Origin of the sequence: Mesorhizobium sp. YIM 152430 (assembly GCF_029210365.1) — a bacterium.
Classification (GTDB): domain Bacteria; phylum Pseudomonadota; class Alphaproteobacteria; order Rhizobiales; family Rhizobiaceae; genus Aliihoeflea.
Genome location: NZ_JARGES010000058.1, coordinates 1 through 23,542, shown reverse-complemented (window position 1 = coordinate 23,542; position 23,542 = coordinate 1). Strand labels below are relative to the sequence as shown.

Genomic DNA, 23,542 nt, shown 5'->3' with positions numbered 1-23,542 from the left:
GGGCGGGCTGCTGACCACATGGGTGACCTTCACACCCTGCTTCCTGTGGATATTCCTCGGCGCTCCTTTCATCGAGAGGTTGCGCGACAACAAGGTCCTTACGGCCGCTCTGACTGCTATCACTGCGGCTGTGGTGGGCGTTATTCTGAACCTCGCCGTCTGGTTCGGGCTGCACGTGGTTTTCGATGAGGTTCAAACCGTAACGTCATTCGGCCTCGATCTCGATGTACCGGTCTGGGCGTCGGTGAATCTGGCGGCTGCGGCGCTGGTGCTTGCCGCCCTGGCCGCCGTGTTCCGCTTCAAACTAGGCCCTATGACGGTCCTTGTTGGCTGCGCGCTGGTCGGGATGGCATTTGGGCTTGCAGGGGTGCGATAAGAGTCTACGCCGCGAGAAGTCGAGAGAACAGTCGGAGCCTGTAGCGTATTTCCGGCAGGTGTGGGGATCGACGGTATCGGTCCTTGGACTCGATACCCCGGCCTTGTATTCCTACGCTACAGTACGCCACTGTGCATTATAATCGGCAAAAAACACCCTCATCATTCATCTGCCCCCCGCCTGCGGCGGAGTGACGGTCAGCGTCCATCGCCTATAGTCACATGGTGACGCATGTTCATGGCGTCGTGCCGCTCCCGGATATCATCAGGCCAGCGAGACTTGATAAACGAGAAAATCGCTATGATCTCCCCATCGTCCAGCACGTCTGCGAAGGCCGGCATGCGCGTCTTGTAGTCCGGCAGATTTGCCGCTTCTGCCAGACCATATTTTGTGATGTCGAACAGAACCTGGTCCGGATGGTGCCATGTATGGCCGGTTTCATCATGCGGCGGGCCTGGCAGGAAACCGTCTTCGTCGCGTGAGCGCCAATCGGGCGTTTCGCCCTCAAGCTCCGCCCCATGACACACGGCGCAGTGCTGCCGGTAGAGTTCGCGACCGCGAGCCACTCTCGCGGCATCGTGGGGACGAAATAGGCCTGCTTCGGGCGCAGCTCGCTCCCACGGTCCGGCGAAGAACGCTGCCTTGGCCAGAAGTACCGCCGCAACAGCCGGCCCGGTCATGGTCCAAGGAGTAAGCCGCATCAACGCGGGGAGCCGCGCACCGGCTCCCAGGTCGCGCCGCCATCGATTGAGCGAAAAACATTGCCCAGATGCGATGCCGCGAACATCCGGTCGGCGTTCTCGGGGTCGATAGCCAGATGGAGCAACACCTCGTTACCCCACTTCGCCGCCAGAAGGGCAAAATGTAAGTCGGCCTCCTGAGCGACGGCAAGGCCCTGGCCGGGTATGAAAGCGAAGATCCTGGCATCGCTGGCTACGTTGACCAGACTGACTGGCGCTCCGCCGAGAACCGGGCTCCAGGTCATGCCTCCGTCTTCGCTTCTGTGGAGCCCCATTCTCGTACCGTCATAAAGGGTGTCGGCATCCACAGCCGAAGCGGCCAGGGAGATGAGGTCACTGGGAAGTGGTCCGACAACAGACCATTTTTGACCGCCATCCACACTGCGCTGGAGCGCCCCATAGGCGACGATGTCAGGATCGACGGGACTGACGGCAAGCTGATGGAAGTCCACCGGGCCATTTGCGCCCGGCGAGCGCTGCGTCCAGGTTTCCCCGCCATCCATCGATACGATGAAGCCGAGATTGCCACCCTCGGCCGGATGTCCACTGCCGAAATAGGTCCGTGGCTCCGTCGGATGAGCGGAGAACCCCATGAAATCCTTCACAGCCGAAATGCGAGTGGCCCGACCTTCAGGGTCTGCGCGAAAGATGCCGTGATGGGTTGCGATGAGAAGATGGTCCGGAGCTTGGCGATCGACGGCCAGGCCATGGATATGGGTGTGCTGTGCGAGGGCTTCGACCGGCATGGTCTCAGCAAGGGCCGAGCCCAAAGGTACGAGGCAAACGACCAGCAATGCCGCCGTGATCCGCCTCAGTGCGCTCCGCAGCATCGTTTCAACTCCTCCCTTCGTGCCGGTAAGCGGCCGGCGTGCGCGTCGGGTCAAAGCAACTCCCGTCATCTTGTGATTTCTTCCCTTCTGTAGAAGCGCAGCAACTGCGCGTTGATGGCCACGATGATGGTGCTGAGCGACATGAACACGGCGCCAACTGCAGGCGTCATCAAGAAGCCTGTGCCGAAGGTGATGCCAGCTGCCATCGGGATAGCGATAGCGTTGTAGCCTGTGGCCCAGACAAGGTTCTGGACCATCTTTCGGTAGGTTGCCCGCGACAGTCCGAGAATGGCTGCCACATCGCGCGGATCGCTTCGAACGAGCACAACATCGGCGGACTCCACAGCGACATCCGTACCGGCACCGATTGCAACGCCGAGGTCGGCCTCGACCAGCGCAGGAGCATCGTTGACCCCGTCCCCGATCATAGCGATCCGTCTGCCGCTGCGGCGAAGCTCGGCGATCTTTGCGGCTTTCTGGTCGGGCAGCACCTCAGCGTAGTATTCTTCGATTCCGAGTTCCGCCGAGACAGCGCGTGCGACACCTTCGGCATCGCCAGTAAGCATGATCGGGCGGATGCCAAGCGCCTTGAGGTCGTCGATCGCGTCCCGGGCTTCGGGCCTGACGATGTCGGAAAGCGCGAACAGGGCCAACGGTTCGCCATCAACGACCAGCACCACGACCGTCTTGCCGTCTGACTCGAGCGCCTTCAGCCGCTCATGCGAGATTGCCTTGCCCTGGCGTGCCAGATGGCCTGGGCTGACAATGGCAACGGCTCGGGCTTCCACGTGGGCCTCAATGCCCTCGCCGGTGATGTTGCGAACGCTCTCCGGCCGTGGATAAGCAACGTTCCGCGTCGTCGCCTCCACAACAATGCCCTGTGCAACTGGATGTTCGGACTGGCTTTCAGCCGATGCGGCCAGCCGGAGGGCCTCGGCTTCACCCATCGATCCCAGAAGGACAATGTCGCTGACCCCGAAGCGCCCCTCGGTCAGGGTGCCGGTCTTGTCGAACACGGCCGCGCCGAGGTTTCGCGCGCGCTCGAACGCCGCACGGTCGCGGATGAGCAAGCCGTTTCCAGCGCTGAGAGACGTGCTGACGGCAACAACGAGTGGAACAGCAAGACCGAGCGCATGCGGACAGGCGATCACCATAACAGTCACCATCCGCTCAATGGCGAACTCCCAGCTCTCTCCCGCGATTGTCCACCAGGCGAAGGATCCGAAGCCGACACCAAGAGCGATATAGGTGAGCCATCCTGCCGCCCGGTTGGCGAGATCCTGTGTGCGCGAGCGGCTTGCCTGCGCACGTTTGACCATGTCGATAACCTGGGAGAGATAGGTCGCTCCGCCAGTCGCCGTGACCTCGATCGTGACGGCGCCAGCGCCGTTGATCGCGCCGCCGATGGCGCTGTCGCCAGCCTTCTTGGCAACCGGACGGGATTCTCCGGTCAGCATGGATTCGTTGAACGATGACGAGCCTTCAATGATACGCCCGTCAACCGGCACCTTCCCGCCGGGGCGCACGATAATATGGTCCCCAGGCGTCAGGGCAGCGATCGGCACCTCGACGCCATTTCCGTGCGCGTCGATTCTGATTGCGCTGTCCGGCAGGAGCCGAACGAGCGCCTCCAGCGCACGCGAGGCGCCCATGACCGAGCGCATCTCGAGCCAGTGGCCAAGAAGCATGATGGCTATCAGCGTCGCGAGCTCCCAGTAAAAGGACATGCCCGGAAGCCCAAAGGTGACGGCCGCCGAATAGAAATAGGCGACGGAGATTGCCATGGCGACGAGTGTCATCATGCCCGGCCGGCGATCGCCGAGTTCCCTGAAGAACCCGGTCAGGAAGGGCCAGCCGCCGTAGAGATAGACGGCGGTCGACAACACGAACAGCAACAGAGCGTCGCCTGGGAAAGAGACCGCATCCTCGATGCCCAGCCAATGCTGGATCATGGGGGAAAGGATCAGTATCGGTGGTGTCAGGATCAACGACACCCAGAAGCGCCGGCGGAAATCCTCCACCATCACGCCGTGGTCGTGAGCGGCGTGGGAGGCACTGCGGGCATCAGGCTCACGCGTTGCCGCCGGTGCATGAGAATGCTCATGATGATGTTCCGCCATGGCGACGCTTTCGACAAACAGGACCAGAAGTCCAAATCTGCCGCTTCCAGCAGATGGAAGGTCAAGCGGAATTGTTTATCGTCGTTCGTAGCTGGCTTGGTTGTGAACGCTCACCTGCCCCGAAGCAGCCGGCTGGGGAGCATTCGCCGGGCGACGCCGTCACGTCTCAGAAGATGCCATAGTGCAGCGGTGATATGTATTGTGACGAGAAGGAACAGGATCCGCGTCAGGAGCACGTGGACGGGTCCGATGGTCTCGAAGTCGATGTAGCGCGCTCCAATTCCGGTCACCGGCAGCAAGAGGAGAACCGCGTACAGGGCCCAGTGATTGACACATGCGCCTAGTCGAACCGCGCTATGCAACGTTCTGTCCTGCGCAGGTGCTTTCGACGCAACTCGCAGCAGGATTCGCAGGACGACGAGAGCACCGATCAGAAGGCCCAGAAAGGTGTGAATCTCATGCAAAATGAGATCGAGCCGGGACGGTTCGAGGCCGGCGACATGATCCGCGTGAGAGCGCCCGATCCCACCTGCGCTCCAGATCTGGACGATAACCAGGCCGACAACTGTCCAATGCAGTGCCTTCTGCCATGCTGAGTAGTCATTGTGAGCCGGAACGATCGTTGGACGGGATACAGTCATCCTCGCATCATGGCGGGGTACCCGCTAAGGCCAACTTAATGGCTCCGGCCGAACGCCGTGCCGGACGGCTTCAGCAATTGCTCAAAGGCGTTTGAATACCGTGATGACGAAGTGCTGCGTGACCCCGCCCGGCGTGAGGTGCTCCTCCTTGCGGCATTCAACAAGATCGAACGGTTCACCGAGAAGCACCGCCAGATCGGCCGCGGAATAGCGACGAACCGGAAGGCCGCTGCAGCGCTCGGGACCGTCCGGCGCGAAGGCCGATATGATGACCGTCGACCCCGTCCCGGTGCCCGTCGTCAAAGCTTCGACATAGGCATGCTGACCCTCGCTATCTGTCAGGAAGTGAAGGACGGCACGATCATGCCAGACGGCATAGCTCCGCAGCGGTGTCCACTGCCTGAGGTCGGTCGCGATCATCCTGACCGTTGTCGAGTTCCTGCCGATGCGATTGCGGACCGCATCGAGGGCCTGCTCCGAGAGATCGAGCAGCGTGATGTCCGAATGGCCGGCCGCCAGGAGCGAATCGACAAGGCGAGAGGCGCCGGCGCCGATATCGATGATCGGTGCATCAAGCGATTGCGCATATCTGCCGATCAGTTCCATCGAGATGGCGGGGTCCGCCTGGAACCAGGAATGCGCCTCTTCGGCCCTGCCTGAATAGACCTCGTCCCAGTGCGCCCTGTCGGCTGAGAGTGTGTTCATACTGGCCGCAGGCGCCGCGTGGCGCGCGCCTCCCTAGCGAAAGAAGATATATTTCACGAGAGCGGCGATGGCGAGCAAGACCAGGACGGCGATCGCCAGCCACCAGACGCCCATTCCCCACATCATACCGTCGTTCATCATGGCGGTCGTCCTTCAGCCCTAGTGGCTCGTCGTTGTGCCGGATAGCCCGTCGATAATCGGGCAGTCCGGCCGCGCGTCGCCGTGGCAGGTCTCGACCAAGTGCCCGAGCATTTCGCGCAAACCCGTCAGTTCAGCGATCTTGCGGTCGATCTCGCCCAGTTTCTCTGTGGCGATTGCCTTGACGTCCGCACTGGCGCGATCGCGGTCAGAATAGAGTGACAGGAGCTGCCGACACTCCTCAACCGAGAAGCCGAGGCTTCGCGCCCGCTGAACGAAGCGCAGCCGGTGGACGTCCTCGTCGGAATAGTCCCGATAGCCATTGGCCGCTCGGTCGGCCCGCAGGAGACCGATATCCTCATAATAGCGAATGGTCTTGGGCGGCAGGCCCGACCTGCGGGCGGCAGATCCGATGTTCATGGCGATCACTCCAAAACTGTTTGCCCAATATATAGGGGTTCCAGCCACTGGAAGCTCAAGAGATATCTGTTTGACCGAGGAAGTGGCCGTGCGGGTCTCCCCGCACGGCCAGGTTCACCTTCAGTTGGCGTTTTTAGCCAGCCAGTTGGTCATCTGCTCGATCTCGGCGACCTGCGCCTCGATGATTTCCTCGGCAAGCGCGCGCATCTGCGGATCGTCGCCATGCTCAAGCAACACCTGCGCCATGTCGATGGCCCCCTGATGGTGAGCGATCATACCGCAGGCAAACGCTACATCGGCGTCCTCATTCATCATGCCTTCGTGCATGGTGGGCATGGTGATCATCATCTTGCGCATGTTCTCCTGGACATGCTCGGGCATGGCCTCGAGGTCCCTGCCTCCCATCCCCATCATGTCCATCATGGCAGAATGCATGGCTTCATTCTGGTTGCCGTGCATGCCCCCATGGCCCATTGACGAATGATCCATCGCACTGGATGCGGATGCCGTGCACTGCTCGGGAAGCTTGAATTCGGTCTCTTGGGCAAGCGCCGGCATGGACAGGCTGGCGGACGCCACAGCGGCCATGAGAATTGTCTTGACGGGTTTCATCGGAAGTCTCCTGTTGAATCTGTGTGGATCTCAGTCAGACAAGGAGACGTCGTGGAGGTGGAACGGCTACTCCGGGATCACTTGCCGATACCGCGCAGGCACCGGCCTGCGCTTTCTCGCTGCATACTCCCAGGAACGCCACAGTGATCGGATCGACCATCAATACGGGGTGACATATGGTCATCAGACAGCAAATGGGCCCCGATGACCGACAGTCGGGTTGAGGTTCGCTTAAGCCGCGATAGTCATGCGTGTCCATGAGGTGATCGGAGTGGGCGCCAGCCTGATGATGATCGACATGGGCGGGAAGATTGCCCGCGCTTGAACCGAGCGGAGCCCATACCGCCCCCATCGCTATTGCGAGCAGGGCCACAAAGAGCACATGAGTCCATCCTGCGAGCTTCAATCCATCCTCGTTGGCATGTGAGTGTTGGGAACCTGCGTTCGCTCTATCAGTTCCCCAAAAGATGGCTGTTTAGAGGACGACGAAATACCGCGCGGAAGCAGCAGAGCAACCAACTTTGCTGGAACCACAGACGCGCGGCGAGAGGATTGATCATGATCAAATACCTGCGATTTGCGGCCATGATCGGCACGTCCACCGTGATCATGTACGGGCTGATGTACCTCAACACCTATGCCACCGATCACCTCTACTGGAGCGAAACCCGTGCCTATATGGCGTTGATCATGGGATCGACGATGGCCGTCGTGATGCTGCTCTTCATGCTGCACATGTATCGAAACAAGGCCGTCAATGTCGCCATTCTCGCCATGGCGGGTATCGTCTTTGCGAGCTCTCTCTACATGGTTCGCTCTCAAGCGTCGGTCGATCAGCTCGACTGGATGAAGGCGATGATCCCGCATCATTCGATAGCCATACTCACAAGTGAGCGCGCCGGCCTCGACGACCCGCGCGTGCGCGCCTTGGCGGACGAAATCGTCGCGACGCAGCGCCAGGAAATTGCGGAGATGAAAAGCCTCATCGCCGAACTCGAGCGATAAGCCCCTGCGCAAGGTTCAAGCCACCCGTCGAGGGGGATAGCCGGCATCATTGAGGCTGGCCAGGATCGCTGCTTCAGCGGCGCTCGAGGCCACAAGCACTTGCTTGCCTGCCAAGTCGATCTCGACCTTCGCCTGGCCGTCAACAGACTGAATTGCCTTGGTGACGCTTTTGGCGCAGCCGCCGCAATTCATATTGTCGATCTGGAACTGCATTGTTCTCTCCTGTGAAAATCCGTTTGTCATCAAAATGGGGTTTCCAGCTGGTGGAAGGTCAAGGGGAGAATTTTTCGTCGGCTTCCCCGGAGTGGTTGTTGACCTTCCATCGACTGGAAGGAGCAAGAAGGCGGCAATGTGTTTTATGACAGGAGCGACCCGTGCACGCCCATGCTGTGATTGACGATGATATTGAACCCGCCGTGCGCGATGCTCTGCCGACACTCACGTTGCCGGTGCAGGGAATGACCTGCGCGTCCTGCGTCAGCCACGTGGAAAAGGCGCTGGCCAGCGTTGACGGCGTCTCGACCGCAACCGTCAATCTGGCCACCGAGCAGGCAACGATCGTTCTGCACAAGCCGGTCCCACACACGATCCTTGTCGAGGCGATCGAGGATGCAGGCTACGAGGTCCCTCGGCGAAAGCTCGAGCTCGCGGTCGAGGGCATGACCTGCGCATCCTGCGTGGCCCGCGTCGAAAAGGCGCTGCTGACGGTGCCCGGCGTGTCTGGGGCGTCGGTCAATCTCGCCTCCGAGCGGGCAACCGTATCGGCCGGCGCCGAGGTCTCAGCCGCCGATCTCAAGGCGGCACTCGCAGCGGCCGGATACACGGCGCGGGCTTTAGAAGGGACCGATCACGGCGAAGCCCACGCGACCCGTAAAAAGGCCGAGCAGGCGGCGCTCGCCCGCGACGTCTCCATCGCCGCGGCCCTGACCCTGCCGGTCTTCGTGCTCGAGATGGGCTCGCATCTGGTCCCCGCCGTCCATGATTTCGTCATGAGCACCATTGGTATGTGGGAGAGCTGGGTACTCCAGTTCACGCTGACCACAGTGGTATTGTTCTGGCCGGGCCTGCGCTTCTATCGCATTGGTCTGCCAGCGCTTGGGCGAGGCGCACCCGACATGAATTCGCTGGTCGCTGTCGGCACACTCGCAGCCTGGTCCTATTCGGTCGTAGCGACCTTTATGCCCCAGCTTCTCCCGGCGGGTACCGTCAACGTCTATTTTGAGGCGGCCGCCGTTATCGTGACCCTGATCCTGCTTGGCCGCTACCTCGAGGCCCGCGCCAAGGGCCGGACTTCCGAGGCGATCAAACGCCTCGTCGGACTGCAGCCAAAATCCGCGCGCGTGCATCGCGACGGCGGGATCGTGGAACTGCCTATCTCCGGGATTGTCACAGGCGATCTTATCGATGTGCGCCCTGGTGAGCGCATCGCGGTCGACGGCGAGGTTGTCGAGGGAGCCTCTTTTGTCGATGAGAGCATGATCACGGGCGAGCCCGTGCCGGTGGAAAAGAGATCCGGCGCCACCGTCGTCGGCGGCACGGTCAACCAGACCGGCGCCTTGAGCTTCCGCGCGACCGCCGTTGGAGCCGACACCATGCTCGCCCAGATCATCCGTATGGTCGAAGAAGCGCAGGGCTCCAAGCTGCCCATCCAGGCGCTGGTTGACCGGGTGACCTTGTGGTTCGTGCCGGCCGTGATGGCCGTTGCCGCGCTAACCTTTATCGCCTGGGCTCTTTTTGGCCCGGACCCCGCGATCACTTTCGCGCTGGTCAATGCCGTGGCGGTCCTGATCATCGCCTGCCCGTGCGCCATGGGGCTCGCGACGCCGACCTCGATCATGGTTGGGAGCGGACGCGGCGCGGAGATGGGGGTTCTGTTCCGCAAGGGTGAGGCCCTTCAATCGTTGAAGGATGCACGCGTCGTTGCGCTCGACAAGACCGGCACGCTCACCGAGGGCCGGCCAGTCTTGACCGATTTCGAAACGGCCGAAGGTTTCACCCGGGCCGACGTGCTGGCGCTGGTCGCGGCCGTTGAAGCAAAATCTGAACATCCAATCGCGCGCGCCATCGTCGAAGCCGCACAGGCTGAAGGCCTCCCGGCCCACGGGCTGGCGGACTTCGAAAGTATCACCGGCTACGGCGTGCGCGCGCAGGCTGGCGGACGCAGGGTCGAGGTCGGCGCCGACCGCTTCATGGCCTCACTCGGGCTCGACCTCTCGGTATTTGCCGCGACCGCAGCGGGCCTGGCCGAGAACGGCAAGACCCCGCTTTATGCTGCCCTCGACGGCGAGCTTGCCGCGATCATTGCCGTCGCCGACCCGATCAAGCCGACCACGCCAGATGCGATCCGCGCATTGCATCACCTTGGCCTCAAGGTCGCGATGATCACCGGCGACAACCAACGGACTGCCGAAGCCATTGCGCGCCGCCTCGGGATCGACGAGGTGGTGGCGGAAGTCCTGCCGGAGGGGAAGGTGGCGGCCGTGCGGACGCTGAAACAGACCCATGGCCGGCTTGCCTTCGTGGGCGACGGCATCAACGACGCGCCAGCGCTTGCCGAAGCCGATGTCGGCATCGCCATCGGGACGGGCACCGACATCGCCATCGAGGCGGCCGACGTGGTGCTGATGTCGGGCAACCTCAAAGGCGTCCCTGACGCGATCGCCCTTTCAAAGGCGACGATCCGCAACATCCGCCAGAACCTGTTCTGGGCGTTTGCCTACAACACCGCGCTGATTCCCGTTGCGGCCGGCGTACTCTATCCCGCTTTCGGGCTGCTGCTGTCGCCCGTTCTGGCGGCGGGCGCCATGGCAATGTCAAGCGTCTTCGTGCTTGGCAACGCGTTGCGGCTGAAGCGCTTCCGCCCGCCGTTGAGCAAAAGCGAAACCGTCGAAGGAGAACCGGCATGAACCAGCCCACAAGACCAAACTCAAAATCCGCGGTGCTCTACCGAATGGTAATGCCGGACCACGTCTGCCCCTACGGCACAAAGTCCAAATGGCTGCTGGAGTCGCAAGGCTACACTGTCGAGGATCATCACCTGACCACACGGGCCGCGACCGACGCCTTCAAGACAGAGCATGGTGTCGACACCACGCCGCAGGCGTTCATCGATGGCAAGCGCATCGGCGGCTATGACGCACTTCGTGAGCGCTTCGGCAGGACGGTGATCCGCGAGGGCGACACAACCTATCGGCCGGTCATCGCCATCTTCGCCGTGGCGGCCCTCATGGGACTCGCGATCTCCTGGGCAGCTCTCGGGACGATTGATCCCATCCGCGCCGCGGAATGGTTCGTCGCATCGGCCATGGTCCTTCTCGGGCTTCAGAAGCTGCGGGACGTCGAGGGCTTCTCCACGATGTTCCTCAACTACGATCTGCTTGCAAGCCGCTGGGTGCCCTATGGCTATGTCTATCCCTTCGCCGAGACGCTGGCGGGCCTGCTGATGCTCGCTGGTGCGCTGATGTGGCTTTCGGTCCCGCTGGCTCTTTTCATCGGGATTGTGGGAGCGGTTTCGGTGTTCAAGGCCGTTTATGTCGACAAACGGGAGCTCAAATGCGCCTGCGTGGGCGGCGGCTCAAATGTCCCCTTGGGCTTTGTCTCCCTCACCGAGAACCTCATGATGATCGCAATGGCGATATGGATGGTCGCAAGGCACGGGCTCTAGCATCGACCGGGGCGCCATTTCGTCTCCTGTTACAGCGGGGCGGCTAGTGTGCAGTTGTGGGAAACCGCGCCTGCCAAAGGAGTCCCGTCTCGGTAAAAGTCAGGTTTGCTTCACCCATCGTTGCCCCGGCGAACAGTCGGGTCAGAAGTTGTGTGCCGAAACCTTTCCCATGCTCGGATGGGGGATGCGGACCACCTTCTTCATGCCAGACGAGGGTGACAAATCCATCTTCGCCCCTATTCCACGAGAGACGAACGCGACCCTCAGGAACGCTAAGGCTCCCGTACTTGGTCGCGTTCGTGCCCAGTTCATGGACGGCCAGAGCAATATAGGGTGCCGACCGCCCCGGAATGATGATGTCCCGGGCACCCTCAAGCGTAACGCCGGAAAGATGCGCGACCTGCGATCCGAGCAGTTCATGCAATGTGGCTTTGTCCGCATCGTGCGACAGCAACGCATCCTGGGCGCCAGCGAGTGCCGTCAGACGCTTGTCGAGCGTAGCCAGGAAGTCGTTGTTAACGCCCCTGCCGCGCGCGCTCTGGTGAACAATGGCCTGGACGAGCGCAAACACGTTCTTGACGCGGTGCGAGAGTTCCCTCGCCAGGACCTCAAGCTTCTGCTCGTTCTGTTTGCGATGGGTGATGTCCAGCGCGCTCGCCACCACGCCCGCTGCCCCTTCCGCGCGAGAGACCGGCGCGGTCTGGATTGCCAGCCAGAGCGCATTGCCCTCGACGGTCAGGCCGAATTCCTCGGACTGAGGCTCCGTCAGACCGCGCCAGAGTATAGCCTCGAGAGGTTTCCCGATGATCTCGCCGAACGCTTCGCTTGGAGTTTTCCCGATTGGGTCGCCACTGACGTTGTGCGCCCAAGTGTAGCGAAGGTCTCGATCATGCTCCGACATGGCAAGGCTGGAAATCGAGGTCGCAAGGCTTAGCCGGTCGGCTATGGCGCGATGATGGTCGGTCTTCTCCTGTAGTTTCGCCAGCGCCTGCTCGAGACCACGCTCGGCATAGCGCAACTCGGTAATGTCCTCATTGACGCCGATCATGCCGGCAAACGCGCCCGCTTCATCGCTATATGGCGTTGCCCGGGTGCGCAGGATACGGATCTCGCCGTCTGCCCGTCGGTAGCGTCCCTCGCATTCGAAGGCGCTTTGGCTCTTCATCCCGGCTGCAAACGGCCCGAACACAGCTTCGCGGTCATCGTGGAGCACACTCGTTGACCAGTCGAACGTCCGGCACTCATCCTCTGTCAATCCCCAGAAGGCGCGCATTCGTGCATTCAAATAGACGCACCGCCCCGACACGTCACCGCGCCAAAGCATTGCGGGGGAGCTCTCTGCAAGCGAAGCAAGTTCGGACTCTGACATTTCACCTCGAATGTTCATGGCACGGGGGAGTCGGCGACCGCTTCAACCTCCCGCTTTTTCCATAAGGTCTTGTGAGCAAGCTAGTTCTCCAGGACCTCGCCCAGGCTGGTCAGGTCGAAAGGTTTGGACAGCCAGCGAACGCTATCACCCAGCGTGTCCGCGGCGTCGGGCGGTCGGGTGTAGCCGGAAGCAATGACGATGCGTATTGCCGGCCACCTTTCCTGCACCTGCGCCACCAGAGACGTGCCTGAAATCCCTGGCAGGCCGACATCGGTGATCATCACGTCAATGCGCGCGTGCTCGAGAATGCGCAGCGCTTCCTCAGCGGAACCGGCTTCATGAACCGTGTGCCCAAGATCGGTCACCATGTCCGCACCGGCCATGCGCACGAGAATCTCGTCTTCGACCAGCAACACGGACAACGCGATCTGGTGAGATTTGGGTGCGTCGCTCGTTTCCCGGGCTGCCGCTATAGTGCCCCGCTTGTCGAGGGATTGTCGCACGCGCTGCGCCAGGGCCTCACGTGTATAGGGCTTGCTGAGCAATTCGACGCCGGGATCGAGCCGACCCTCATGGACAATAGAGTTTTCCGTGTAACCAGATGTGAACAGAACCGCGAGACCCGGGAGGCGGGCCTGCGCCCGGCGTGCCATTTCCCGGCTTTGCAGCGGCCCGGGCATGACGACGTCGGTGAACAGGAGATCAATCGGTACCCCGCTCTCCACGATGGCCATTGCGCCCGTCGCATCAGTCGCCCTCAACACGCGATAACCGAGTTCAGAGAGGAGCTCGACAACGGTTGTGCGCACGTCGTCGTCGTCCTCTACGACGAGCACTGTTTCCGTGCCGCCCTTGATCGGGCCGGGGTCGACACTTTCCTCGATGACCTCAGCCTGGCGTGCACGCGGCAGATAGACCCGGATTGTCGTGCCCTCGCCGACTTCGCTGTAGAGTTTGATGTGGCCGCCGGACTGCTTGATCAGGCCGTAGACCATGCTGAGGCCGAGGCCAGTCCCCTTGCCCGGGCCTTTCGTAGTGAAGAATGGCTCAAAGACTCTCTCAACCAGGTCCCGAGGTATGCCGCAGCCGGTATCGGTCACGGCCAACATGACATACTGACCTGGCTTGAGATCGGCATGCTGGCGCACATAGGTATCGTCCAACATGGCGTTGCCAGCCTCGATGGTAAGCTTGCCATAGCCTTCCATCGCATCGCGCGCGTTGATGGCGAGGTTCAAAATGGCGTTCTCGATCTGGGTCTGGTCGATGAAGGTGTTCCAAAGGCCTGCCAAGATCACCGTCTCCAGTTCGATGCCCTCGCCAAGCGCGCGGCGCAGAAGATCATCCATGCCATGAACGAGACGCCCCAGATTGACGACATTGGGTGCCAGGGGTTGCTTGCGGCCGAAAGCCAGAAGTTGAGAAGCGAGCCTGCTGCCACGGGAAACCCCGGCGATCGCGTTCTGGACGCGTTGTTCGGCGCGGATATTGCCGGCAACATCGCGCATGAGCAGCTGAAGGTTGCCACCGATGACCTGAAGCAGGTTGTTGAAGTCGTGAGCGATGCCGCCGGTCAGCTTGCCGATCGCTTCCATTTTCTGAGCCTGGAAAAGCTGGGCTTCCACAGCTTCACGTTCGGCAATGGTCTCCTCGACGCGTTGTTGAAGCGCCGCATTGAAGTTGGTCATGGCGTCTCGCGCCTCGATTTCGGCTTCAATGTTGCGCGCTTCGACCACCGTTCCGATTGGCTTGCCCTGATCATCCCTGATCGGACTGGCCGTATACGCCACCGGATAGAACGAGCCGTCCTTGTGGACGAATGTGCCCTCGCCCTGAACCTGATTGTCTTCCGGATAGGCCCGGTCGATGACGCATTCCTCAATGGGTAAGTGGCTGCCATCGGGGTGGGTGTGGTGGATCACGTCGTGTAGCGGCCGGCCGATCGTCTCCTCAAACCGGTATCCGGTCAGCCTTTCAGCAGCGGGGTTCATGTAGATGCACTCCTGCCGGTCATCCATCAGGAATACCGCCATGGTCGTGTTATTCAGGACGGTGTCGAGGCGGCGCGAAACCTCTTGTAGCTCCCGGATCGCCGCATCGCGCTCCGTCGTATCTTCAATAGCGGCATAGAAAACGGGCCGCGCCTCATCCTCGAGGAGTTGCAGCGTGACCGCGACATTGTAGTCACTCCGGTCCTTTCGGCGGTGAATGGTCTCGAAATGCTGAACCGGTTTCTCGCCGGTCTTAAGCGGCTCGATGATCTCTATGAACGCCGCATCGTTCAGCGCAGGCTTGATATCGAGCGGCGTGAGCTCACGGAGCTCGTCCATGCTGTAGCCAAGGTTCTCGCGCGCGCCGCGATTGACGAGAATGAATTTAAGCGTCCGTGCGTCGAACACGAAGGTTTCGCTCGCCGCGTCCTCGACGATGCGGCCAAGCCGCTCGTTGGCAGATGAGGCGGCCAGACGTTCCAGTTCGGCCGCAGCGCGTCCGGCAAATAGCTCAAGCGTTTCCTGAGGCTGGAGGTCCTCGATGAGAGGCTCATCATGGAGTATGGCCAGAAGCCCCAGAGTGCGCCCGTCAGCGCCGCGCAAAGGCACGCCCAGATAGCTCTCTGCTCCCATTTCGGTCAGCAGGGCATCTTCGGGAAAAAGAGAGGCGACATCTGCAGGATAAAAGCACATCTGCTCGCCGATGACGTTGGCGCAGGGCGTGCCGACGAGATCATACTCGAAATTGTCCTGGCGCTCACCGTCGCTCCAGGCGGCAAGCGTTCGCGCTCGAGACGGATTGGTAGGATCGATGTCGCACAGCAGAACCCATCTCACCTGCAGCGCCTGGGCCAAAGCGCCCACCATTGCATCGAAGAACGACCGGCCTACCAGACGCGAGCATTCGATCAGCTTGCGCCGGGCCTCTTCTGCACGCTTTCGGCTCGTAATGTCCCTGGCAACCTTGGAGGCTCCAATGATTATCCCGTCATCGTTCTTGATCGGAGAGACGGTAAGCGAGATCTCCAGCCCTACGTTATCGCTACGCAGGCGCCGCGTTTCGAAATGACGAACCGTCTCGCCCCGGCTGATCCGCGCGAGTATCTCTTCCTCTTCCGCATGCCGATCCAGCGGGATGATGCGCACGATCGACTGGCCGATCATCTCTGAGGCCGTATACCCGAATAGCTTGCTCGCGCCCTGGTTCCAGCTCGTAACGATCCCTTTGAGCGACAGGCTGATGATGGCGTCGTCGCAATATTCGACGATTGCCGCCAGGCGGCGGTCCAGACCGTTTTCGGGCTCCAGAGCGATTGGCGCGTTCATTGTCGCATCGTCTTGCATTGCAGTCGTCCAGTTCAGTCTTGCCTCGTCGCCCCGTCGAGGGCTCGCCACAGACAATCAAAGCAATACTATTGAATGAAAGTCAGCTACCCGTCGACCTACTGCGGAACAGCTCCACCTTCTCGGCAAAATCGGAAGGTGAGATGGGCTTTTCTATAAATCCAAGTGATATGTCGTGGTGCCGGGCGGCCACTTGCGCTTGACCCGTCACAAAAATTGCGGGTATCCCGCGCTTCTGGAGCCAGGCGGCCGCATCCGGTCCCGTGGGTCCGTCAACGAGGTCGATGTCCACCAGCACAGCATCAAATTGCAGCGATTGGAATTTTTCTTTGAGCTCGGCGAAGCTGCTTAAGGAGCCGGCACTGACATAGCCGAGATCCTCGATCATCTGCTCAACATGGAATGCAAGAAGAGGATTATCTTCCAGATAAAGGATACGCATGAATGCTGGGCCCCGGCTTTGCTCCCGCATCAACGCGGCTGAGAGCTATCGGTTGCCGACAGCCGCGACAAGGGTCCCTGCGCCGAACAGCGAAGTCCGTCAGGTTCAAAAGCAATGGTGGGCAGGCGCCCGAATACAGCGGCCAACGCAGAGCGCACGTAGCGAGTTCCATAGCCGGCCCGCGCCGGTTCGATGACGAGTGGTCCTTCCGACTCTTTCCATTCGAGAGCCAGTTCTGGCTGGACGCCATCAATAACCGACCATCGCAACGTGACGCGCCCTTCCGGCTGCGACAGCGCGCCATATTTGATCGCGTTTGTTGTCAGTTCGTGCAGGCAGAGGGCAAGCGTCGTGCCGCTCTCCCGGCCGAGATTCATCAAAGGCCCGGAAAAAGAAATCCGCTCCTGTCCGACGAGCCTGTATGGCTCGAAGGTCAGGGTCGCGATGTCGCCTATCGAAACGGCGCCTTCCGCCGCATGGAACACGGCCGAATGGACTTTCTCGAGGGCGCGCAGCCGTCCGCGGAAATCATCGGTGAACGCATCGAGCGACGTAGCCCCGCGCCGCGTCATCTCGAAGATGGAGGTGACGCTGGCAAGGATGTTCTTTACGCGATGATTCAGCTCCCGCCGCAGCTCCATCTCCTGACCGATGTGGTCACGGACATCGCGCTGTCTTAATCGCACCAGCAAAGCCGACTGGACACCGCTGACGAGTTCCACGGCCGTGACGGGCCGTTGATAGAAGATCAAGCGAGCGCGGGGCCAGGAGCGGGCAAGTTCAGCCCGCACCAGCTCGGGCTTTGAGGCTCTGTCAAGCAGGATGACGATCGGCAACTCGGACCTGACGGCTGCTCGGAAAGATGAGCGGCAACCGCCTTCACTGCCAACGGGGTCAGTGCCTCATGGGTCGCGACCAGCACACCCGGCGCCACGGCGAGATGATCGGCCAGAGCCTCACCGGCGGAACAAATTCGCACTTCAATGTCATGCTCGACCAGCAACCGTCCCAGGTAGTCGGCATCCCGGCGATAGGGCGCGAGAACCACTACCTGGTTCAGTGTTGATTGATCTGTTTGGTCGAAGGCGTTCAAGCTTCAGGCAAAGGATTATAGGGCACAACCGTGATGCCCGAGCTTTCAATAAACAGCTCATGAACATCCAGGTCATGAGGACCGTGACGCTTCTTGACCACGGTGATATTTCGGCGCAGGCGGCCGTCATGCTCGGTGAGGCGGAGGAGCAGGACGGTATCGCCCAGAAAGCTGACATCGACATCGATCCCGACATTCTGGCCCAGCAGTCCGTGCTGCGCGACGATCAGCATCGTCAGCACGCCCGCCCGCGCGAGGTATTTGAGCAGAGACTGAATGTCGCGCACCGCCTTGTCGCGATGCGGGAGCGAGTTGAGATAACCGGTGAAGCTGTCGATGACGACGACCCGTGTGTGGTCCTCCGTGACGATCGTCTGCACGATCTGGGCGAATTCGCCGGGGGAGATTTCATTCGGGTTGAAGTCCCGGATGGTCAATTGCCCCTTGTCGTAGAAGGGCCGCAGGTTCATGCCCAGACCTTCGGAGCGGCGAAAGAATGTCTCCAGACGTTCCTCGAAAAGGAACAGCGCGACCTTCTCCCCGCGCTCAAGGGCTGCCGTGGAGTAGAGCGACGCCATGGTGGACTTGCCAGTACCGGACTGTCCGATGACGAGCGTGATGGTCCCCGATTCCTGACCGCCACCGAACATTTCATCGAGGGTGGCTACACCGGACTTGATCAGTTCGGGTTTGCTCTCCTCGACTGGCGCGCCGGCCACGATGCGCGGGAAAACGACCACGCCTTCACCTTCGCGGATCGCCATGTCGTGATAGCCGTCTGCGACGGGCACGCCGCGCATCTTGCTGACCTCTACCCGGCGACGTACGGCGCCATAGTCTTCGAGGGACTTGTCGAACCGGATGACGCCGTGCGCGATGCCTTCGACTTCCTCGCCATTGTTCCCCTCTCTGTCCTGGGTGTCGAGAAGGAGGGCCACCACGTTGCGCTGGGCCAGAAAGGACTTGAAAGCGATCAGCTCGCGACGAAACCGTGGCGTGTCACCGGTGATCAGGCGGATTTCCAGAAGCGAGTCTAGACGAGCCGGCTGGGCTTATGCTCTTCGATCGCCCGCTCGATGGCCTGCCGGGTCTCGTCGAGACGCAATTCGGCGGTCTGGAAGATGGTCTGGTCGGCAGCACCGTTGACGGCATCGGAAGCCGAGAGCTCCTCCACCCGGATGCCGTCCAGCGTCCAGCCATGCGACGATGCGATGGATTCAAGCTCTGCCGCGGTCTGCGATAGGCTGACATAGATGCATTTCTCGCCGGCATCGATCCCGGCCTTCAGGAACTGAAGCGCAGCCGTCGTCTTGCCAGCGCCGGGAGCGCCTTGCAGCATATAGAGATTGGACGGTGGCAGGCCGCCACGCAATATTGTGTCCAGTCCGATAATGCCGGTCGAGATCGGCTTTGTTGTTTTGCGCTTGGCCATTTCGTGTCCTGTGCTGAGGTCCCCCTGCTTCGCTAACATCTTTTCGACGTCCCGGCGACGAAATTGACTTCCCTTGACGGGTGCGGCTCCAGCGGATGCGGGACACAGGAGGACGGAGACGATTCCCAAGTTGGATTATCGGTCGCCTGGGCGGGACCAAGGGCCCTGCGCGGAAAGCCGGTCGGCCCCTCGAAGGCGGCCTAGAAATCAGCTCTTCAGGCGGCCTCGGACTTCTCGCTCGTGAGATTTTCAATCCGGTTCAGCCAATCGCACAATAGGGGACGCGACTTGATGTAGTCAGCGACCGGCGTGGACATCGGCCATCGGGCCATTGGCTGCATCATGCCATAAGCCGAGACATCGGTGAGCGAAGGACGCTCTCCGGCAAGATACGCCTTGTCTCCCAATGCCACCTCGATGGCGACGACGTCGGCGATGCCTTTGCGCGCTATGACATTGTCGTCGTGCCGGGCGATGCCGCGGGCGTGAAGCTGCTTGCCCAGTTGCCGGCAGACCATAGTGGCCGCCATCCCCGCCAAGGGTCGCGGGGCCATCGATCTGGCGACCTCGACGACAAAGGGGCGACCATTGGGATGGACGAACATCTCCCACTCGAACACCATATGCAGATGCTCCTCGATCATGCGCCGGAAAGCATGCAGTCGCCCGAGTTCAGACGGCTCAAGACCGGCATCGATATCGAAACCATAAACGTGGGTCAGTCTGTCGATGATGATTTCCGAATCGGGGATACGTTCGCCATCGAGCTCGACCCATGGATTCTTCTTGTTCGGTCCCTTCCCGGAATCGTTCTCGATCACCTGTTCGTAGTCGATGCCCCCGATATCCAGCCATTTAAGAAGCTTGAGGGCAAATGGTCCCCCTGTTGGTAGGCCAAAGGCGGGGAAGAACGTGAACACGCGAAGCTGGGACATGGTCTCGCACCTTGCTTACCATCGGTAAGTTACTATACTTACCAGCGGTAAGCTGTCAAGGAGTCAACGTGCCGCGGCGTCGACGGGTAACGAAAGAGATGATTGTTGCGGAAGCGAGGCGCCTGGTCGCCGAGCAAGGCACAACTGGGCTGACGTTTCAGGCGCTGGCCAGCACCCTTGGCGTCAGCAAGCAGGCCATCATTTACTGGTATCCCAGCAAGCGTGAGCTCGCGAGAGACTTCTGCCTCCCCCTGCTGAGAGAGGAAAGAGATGTAGTCACGACCGCCATTGCCGATACGCGGTCGGCAACCGAGGCGATCGAAGCCTTTGTTCGTTCCCTCGTACGGTATCATCTGTCTGACCTCGGCCGGTTCAGAATCCTCTATCTTTGGCTGCAGTTCGAGCCGGGGGTTTCGTTGCGCCCGGGGGACGAGCAGCTGCTTGATCCCATCCACGAGACGACGAGCTCCAGCTATGACCTGCTTGAAGCGAGGATCGCAGCCGACAGAGCTTTCCTCGGCAATGGCGACGCGCGCAAGCTGGCGGTCGCGGTCGACATGGCCGCGCTCGGGCTTGTGACCATGCTTGCTATGGCGGAGGCCATGAACGATCCCTGGCGCCATTCGACGGAATCGATGGTCGATGCGCTCATAGACCTGCTTACAGGCCAGCACAGATCGGACGCGGCAAAACGCATTTAGCCGGGAAGTCTCCGGCGACCACGTGCGCTGCCAACCTGACGCGCCAGACCTCGGTCGACACCCAGCGGAAGCTAGTGCATCGACTGGCCCTGTGTCCGTTGGACAGTTTGGTCGCCGTCGCCCGCCTGTCTGCCAAGCTCTGTCACCCGCCTTTTGACCGCGCTCGAGGCTCATCAACTGAGAGGCCTGCACCCCAGAGGTCGGCCACCAACCCAGTAGATGCCCGGGCAGCGTCCCCGATAAAGCCGACGTTAACATGCTCGAGCGCATGTATAAGCATTCTGTGGAGTTCAATCATGCCGCCATCCAGCCTTCGCTCAGCCCGCTTTCTTCGGCGCGTGGCACTGCCAACCTTGGTTGGCATCGGCGCACTGGGCGGGCTCGTCGGCATGCTGTTGGCCTGGGCAGGTCACGAAGCAGATGAAATTGCAGTTAGCCGACAGGTGGCGCTCGCCAACGTTGTCATCGGCAACCTCAGAGACACCATCGCTCATAACCAGGAGAGCGTGACGGTCTGGGACGATGCCGTCAGGGCGGTCCGGCAAGACGGCGCGGCCGAGTGGATTGACTATAATCTCGGAAGCTGGATGCACACCTATTTCGGTCATGACGGAGCCTACGTGCTCGACGCAGCCGATGAGCCGATCTACCAGTTCTCGACGGGAATGACAGAAGAACCCTATCGCGACGTTCAGGTGGTGGCAGCCCCTCTCGTCGGAACACTGAGACAGTTGCTGCGCGAAGGCGACGAGACCGGAATTTCCGACCGGATATTGAGCCAGGGGGCGGCTGACTTGACAACTGTTGGGGGGCGCCCGGCGGTCGTGAGCGCCAAGCCCATTGTATCAGATACCGGCGAAATCGAGCAGACGCCTGGGACGGAGTATGTTCATATTGCAGTGCGCTACCTGGATGGAGATTTCCTCGAACTCCTGGGGCGCGACTACATGTTTGACGACTTACGGTTTGAAGGGGAGGAAGAGGCAACTGATGCCGCTGCGAAGCTCCCACTTCTTTCGGATTCCGGTGAGACGGTCGGCCATCTTGTCTGGCACCCCTACCGGCCGGGCGCGGCGGTGGTCGACAAGGTCGCTCCCGTAGCCGCCGCGGTAGCCGGTCTGGTTTTCTTGCTCATCATCGGACTCCTGTTCATGCTGAACCTGCGCTCGCGCAAACTCCTGGAACGGGAAGCGCGCATGAAGCATCTGGCTCATCACGACCCGCTCACGGAGTTGCCAAACCGCGCGCTCTTTCATGAACGGCTTGATGAGGCTTTACGCACACGCCCTGTCGATTCACTGGTTGGGGTTCTGTATCTCGATCTCGATCATTTCAAGCAGGTCAACGATACGTTGGGCCATCCCGCAGGTGATGCCGTCATCAATGAATTCGCGACCCGGCTGATCGGCTTGATCCGTTTATCTGACACGCTAGCGCGCCTCGGTGGCGATGAGTTCACCATCGTCATTCCAGATCTGAAATCCATGGAAGATGTAGAGGCGTTGTCCTCCCGCATCATCGATACTGTGCGCCAGCCCTTTGACGTAGATGGCCACCAGGTCTTCATTGGCGTGACGGTGGGCATCGCCATCGCACCTGACGATGGAGACACCCGAACCGAGTTGTGTCGCAAGGCGGATATCGCGCTGTACCATGCCAAGAGCTCGGGACGCAGCCGCTATGCCATATTCGGTTCCGAGATGGACTCGATGCTCCGGGCTCGGCGCGACATCGAGCGCGATTTACGACGGGCGTTGCGGGGCGGCGACCAATTGGCCGTCCACTATCAACCGCTGTTCAGTGCCGCTACTCAGAAGATTATTGGGGTGGAGGCTCTCCTGCGCTGGCTTCATCCGACCAATGGCTGGATATCGCCCGAGGTCTTTATCCCGATCGCAGAAGATACGGGGATGATCGAAGCCATCGGCGAGTTCGTGTTGCGTGACAGCTGCGAAGCCGCAAGGCGGTGGCCGACATTGTCGGTCGCGGTCAACGTGTCAGCCATTGAACTTCGAAATCCTGCATTCGCAACGAAGGTTGCCGCTCGCCTGCTTGAAGCGGGCGTAGACCCCCGGCGCCTCGAGCTCGAGCTGACTGAAAGCGCACTCACTGATCCCAACGGCGTGTGTGACCAGAACGTCAAAGCTCTTCGTGCACTGGGAGTGCGCATCGCGCTGGACGACTTCGGCACCGGATTCTCCTCGCTTGGACGCTTGCAAAAACTTGAGGTCGATCGGATCAAGATTGACCGAAGCTTCATCCATGGCTTCGGAAAAGCGAACGGTGACGAAGCCATAGTGCTTGCGATCGTCGAAATGGCCCGTGCGCGGGGTCTGAAGACGACGGCGGAAGGTGTCGAGACTCCCGAGCAGAGCGGACATCTCACGCAAATCGGTTGTGACGATCTGCAGGGATTTCTCTATTCGCGTCCCGTGCCCGCAGACGAAGTCACCGCTCTCCTGAAGAGATCGACAACCCGTCAGCTGTCCGCCTAGCGCTCCGCGCCTCGCGGGTTGTCACGTCGCCGCGGCTGGTCGCCAGGCCTCTGGAAACTCATAGCCGCAGCGCTTTCGGAGAGATCCAGTCAAGTCGCCCTTCCAATGTCTCGTCGAAAGGCTTGACTGGGGTTCCCGGAACTTAATACTTGGCGGCATGGGGACTGCGAGCTCCCCACGAGGCGCCAGCTGAAGATCGCGTTCCACATCAACCCCGGCGACGGAGGAACGCACATGCCTGCGCCCAATGCCATTTCACTCGACAAACTCACCCGCATCATTGGAACACCCCGCGCACCGCTTTTGCTCGATGTGCGATCCGAGGAGGATTTCTCTGCTGATCCCCGATTGCTTCCGGGGTCCACCCGGATTGACGATCAGGCGCTTGTAGATCTCGCGACCCGGCTTGGAGGACAGCCGTCGATCACTGTGTGTCAGGCTGGTCACCGGCGCAGTCAGGGCACCGCCGCCTGGCTGCGCGCCGAGGGC

The 23,542-nt window shown here is 60.9% G+C and carries 19 protein-coding genes and 2 pseudogenes; 6 read left to right on the top strand and 15 right to left on the bottom strand.

Annotation, left to right across the window (positions count from 1 at the left end; translation table 11 throughout):
* On the top strand, positions 1 to 376 hold a 376-nt coding region (locus PZ895_RS19335), incomplete at its 5' end, for a chromate transporter (RefSeq protein WP_275840627.1).
* Positions 377 to 573: 197 nt separating this feature from the next.
* Here the strand turns inward: PZ895_RS19335 and PZ895_RS19330 are convergent.
* The 7 genes from PZ895_RS19330 to PZ895_RS19300 all read right to left on the bottom strand — a co-directional run bounded on the left by PZ895_RS19330 (position 574) and on the right by PZ895_RS19300 (position 6,582).
* Positions 574 to 1,056: a cytochrome c gene (locus PZ895_RS19330; RefSeq protein ID WP_275840626.1), complete on the bottom strand. Its 483-nt coding sequence runs from the start codon at positions 1,054 to 1,056 to the stop codon at positions 574 to 576.
* Between the two features lie 20 nt (positions 1,057 to 1,076).
* Positions 1,077 to 1,946 carry an exo-alpha-sialidase gene (locus tag PZ895_RS19325; RefSeq protein WP_275840625.1) on the bottom strand — a complete coding sequence of 290 codons (870 nt, stop codon included), beginning with the start codon at positions 1,944 to 1,946 and terminating at the stop codon, positions 1,077 to 1,079.
* A 65-nt stretch (positions 1,947 to 2,011) separates the two neighbouring features.
* On the bottom strand, positions 2,012 to 4,066 hold the full coding sequence (locus tag PZ895_RS19320; protein WP_275840624.1) for a heavy metal translocating P-type ATPase: 2,055 nt from the start codon (positions 4,064 to 4,066) through the stop codon (positions 2,012 to 2,014).
* Positions 4,067 to 4,176: 110 nt separating this feature from the next.
* Complete coding sequence (locus PZ895_RS19315; protein WP_275840623.1) at positions 4,177 to 4,707, bottom strand: cytochrome b/b6 domain-containing protein; 531 nt, start codon at positions 4,705 to 4,707, stop codon at positions 4,177 to 4,179.
* Between the two features lie 81 nt (positions 4,708 to 4,788).
* On the bottom strand, positions 4,789 to 5,412 hold the full coding sequence (locus tag PZ895_RS19310) for a class I SAM-dependent methyltransferase (RefSeq protein ID WP_275840622.1): 624 nt from the start codon (positions 5,410 to 5,412) through the stop codon (positions 4,789 to 4,791).
* A gap of 159 nt (positions 5,413 to 5,571) precedes the next feature.
* A complete protein-coding gene (gene cueR / locus PZ895_RS19305; protein WP_275840621.1) occupies positions 5,572 to 5,970 on the bottom strand; it encodes a Cu(I)-responsive transcriptional regulator in 399 nt (132 codons plus the stop codon).
* A 120-nt stretch (positions 5,971 to 6,090) separates the two neighbouring features.
* Complete coding sequence (locus tag PZ895_RS19300) at positions 6,091 to 6,582, bottom strand: DUF305 domain-containing protein (protein WP_275840620.1); 492 nt, start codon at positions 6,580 to 6,582, stop codon at positions 6,091 to 6,093.
* 558 nt (positions 6,583 to 7,140) lie between these two features.
* On the opposite strand from PZ895_RS19300, the gene PZ895_RS19295 reads away from it, so the two are divergent.
* Entirely contained in the window at positions 7,141 to 7,587 is a 447-nt protein-coding gene (locus PZ895_RS19295; RefSeq protein WP_275840619.1) for a DUF305 domain-containing protein, read from the top strand.
* A gap of 15 nt (positions 7,588 to 7,602) precedes the next feature.
* On the opposite strand, the gene PZ895_RS19290 is transcribed toward PZ895_RS19295, so the two are convergent.
* The gene (locus PZ895_RS19290; RefSeq protein WP_275840618.1) at positions 7,603 to 7,800 is read right to left on the bottom strand and encodes a heavy-metal-associated domain-containing protein; all 198 of its coding nucleotides are present in this window, start codon (positions 7,798 to 7,800) and stop codon (positions 7,603 to 7,605) included.
* Positions 7,801 to 7,979: 179 nt separating this feature from the next.
* Here PZ895_RS19290 and PZ895_RS19285 point away from each other — a divergent pair, with 179 nt between their 5' ends.
* Both PZ895_RS19285 and PZ895_RS19280 read left to right on the top strand, forming a co-directional pair.
* Positions 7,980 to 10,493 carry a heavy metal translocating P-type ATPase gene (locus PZ895_RS19285; protein WP_275840628.1) on the top strand — a complete coding sequence of 838 codons (2,514 nt, stop codon included), beginning with the start codon at positions 7,980 to 7,982 and terminating at the stop codon, positions 10,491 to 10,493.
* Positions 10,490 to 11,251 (top strand): MauE/DoxX family redox-associated membrane protein, encoded by a 762-nt coding sequence (locus PZ895_RS19280; RefSeq protein WP_275840617.1) that lies wholly within the window; start codon positions 10,490 to 10,492, stop codon positions 11,249 to 11,251. Before PZ895_RS19285 ends, PZ895_RS19280 begins: the two co-directional genes overlap by 4 nt.
* A gap of 43 nt (positions 11,252 to 11,294) precedes the next feature.
* Here the strand turns inward: PZ895_RS19280 and PZ895_RS19275 are convergent, their stop codons facing one another.
* The 6 genes and pseudogenes from PZ895_RS19275 to PZ895_RS19250 form a co-directional block, all read right to left on the bottom strand.
* Entirely contained in the window at positions 11,295 to 12,620 is a 1,326-nt protein-coding gene (locus PZ895_RS19275) for a PAS domain S-box protein (RefSeq protein WP_275840616.1), read from the bottom strand.
* An 80-nt stretch (positions 12,621 to 12,700) separates the two neighbouring features.
* Complete coding sequence (locus PZ895_RS19270; RefSeq protein WP_275840615.1) at positions 12,701 to 15,937, bottom strand: PAS domain S-box protein; 3,237 nt, start codon at positions 15,935 to 15,937, stop codon at positions 12,701 to 12,703.
* Positions 15,938 to 16,037: 100 nt separating this feature from the next.
* Positions 16,038 to 16,397, bottom strand: coding sequence for a response regulator (locus PZ895_RS19265; protein WP_275840614.1), 360 nt, complete (start codon positions 16,395 to 16,397; stop codon positions 16,038 to 16,040).
* Between the two features lie 29 nt (positions 16,398 to 16,426).
* Positions 16,427 to 17,490 (bottom strand): annotated as a pseudogene (locus tag PZ895_RS19260) (sensor histidine kinase).
* Positions 17,487 to 18,922 (bottom strand): annotated as a pseudogene (locus PZ895_RS19255) (ATPase domain-containing protein). Before PZ895_RS19255 ends, PZ895_RS19260 begins: the two co-directional pseudogenes overlap by 4 nt.
* A 215-nt stretch (positions 18,923 to 19,137) precedes the next feature.
* Positions 19,138 to 19,857: a glutathione S-transferase C-terminal domain-containing protein gene (locus PZ895_RS19250; RefSeq protein WP_275840613.1), complete on the bottom strand. Its 720-nt coding sequence runs from the start codon at positions 19,855 to 19,857 to the stop codon at positions 19,138 to 19,140.
* A gap of 98 nt (positions 19,858 to 19,955) precedes the next feature.
* Here PZ895_RS19250 and PZ895_RS19245 point away from each other — a divergent pair, with 98 nt between their 5' ends.
* Both PZ895_RS19245 and PZ895_RS19240 read left to right on the top strand, forming a co-directional pair.
* Entirely contained in the window at positions 19,956 to 20,558 is a 603-nt protein-coding gene (locus tag PZ895_RS19245; RefSeq protein WP_275840612.1) for a TetR/AcrR family transcriptional regulator, read from the top strand.
* 296 nt (positions 20,559 to 20,854) lie between these two features.
* On the top strand, positions 20,855 to 23,053 hold the full coding sequence (locus PZ895_RS19240) for an EAL domain-containing protein (protein WP_275840611.1): 2,199 nt from the start codon (positions 20,855 to 20,857) through the stop codon (positions 23,051 to 23,053).
* A 255-nt stretch (positions 23,054 to 23,308) separates the two neighbouring features.
* Here PZ895_RS19240 and PZ895_RS19235 read toward each other — a convergent pair.
* Positions 23,309 to 23,542 (bottom strand): hypothetical protein (locus PZ895_RS19235; RefSeq protein ID WP_275840610.1); only part of this gene is annotated, 234 nt, incomplete at its 5' end.

Excerpts from the sequence above, each read along its gene's own strand:
- PZ895_RS19270 (WP_275840615.1), bottom strand. The coding sequence starts at position 15,937 with ATGAACGCGCCAATCGCTCTGGAGCCCGAAAACGGTCTGGACCGCCGC.
- PZ895_RS19325 (WP_275840625.1), bottom strand. The coding sequence starts at position 1,946 with ATGCTGCGGAGCGCACTGAGGCGGATCACGGCGGCATTGCTGGTCGTT.
- PZ895_RS19300 (WP_275840620.1), bottom strand. The coding sequence starts at position 6,582 with ATGAAACCCGTCAAGACAATTCTCATGGCCGCTGTGGCGTCCGCCAGC.
- PZ895_RS19265 (WP_275840614.1), bottom strand. The coding sequence starts at position 16,397 with ATGCGTATCCTTTATCTGGAAGATAATCCTCTTCTTGCATTCCATGTT.
- PZ895_RS19310 (WP_275840622.1), bottom strand. The coding sequence starts at position 5,412 with ATGAACACACTCTCAGCCGACAGGGCGCACTGGGACGAGGTCTATTCA.
- cueR (WP_275840621.1), bottom strand. The coding sequence starts at position 5,970 with ATGAACATCGGATCTGCCGCCCGCAGGTCGGGCCTGCCGCCCAAGACC.
- PZ895_RS19315 (WP_275840623.1), bottom strand. The coding sequence starts at position 4,707 with ATGACTGTATCCCGTCCAACGATCGTTCCGGCTCACAATGACTACTCA.
- PZ895_RS19280 (WP_275840617.1), top strand. The coding sequence starts at position 10,490 with ATGAACCAGCCCACAAGACCAAACTCAAAATCCGCGGTGCTCTACCGA.
- PZ895_RS19295 (WP_275840619.1), top strand. The coding sequence starts at position 7,141 with ATGATCAAATACCTGCGATTTGCGGCCATGATCGGCACGTCCACCGTG.
- PZ895_RS19250 (WP_275840613.1), bottom strand. The coding sequence starts at position 19,857 with ATGTCCCAGCTTCGCGTGTTCACGTTCTTCCCCGCCTTTGGCCTACCA.
- PZ895_RS19320 (WP_275840624.1), bottom strand. The coding sequence starts at position 4,066 with ATGGCGGAACATCATCATGAGCATTCTCATGCACCGGCGGCAACGCGT.
- PZ895_RS19275 (WP_275840616.1), bottom strand. The coding sequence starts at position 12,620 with ATGTCAGAGTCCGAACTTGCTTCGCTTGCAGAGAGCTCCCCCGCAATG.
- PZ895_RS19290 (WP_275840618.1), bottom strand. The coding sequence starts at position 7,800 with ATGCAGTTCCAGATCGACAATATGAATTGCGGCGGCTGCGCCAAAAGC.
- PZ895_RS19330 (WP_275840626.1), bottom strand. The coding sequence starts at position 1,056 with ATGACCGGGCCGGCTGTTGCGGCGGTACTTCTGGCCAAGGCAGCGTTC.
- PZ895_RS19240 (WP_275840611.1), top strand. The coding sequence starts at position 20,855 with ATGCCGCCATCCAGCCTTCGCTCAGCCCGCTTTCTTCGGCGCGTGGCA.
- PZ895_RS19245 (WP_275840612.1), top strand. The coding sequence starts at position 19,956 with ATGATTGTTGCGGAAGCGAGGCGCCTGGTCGCCGAGCAAGGCACAACT.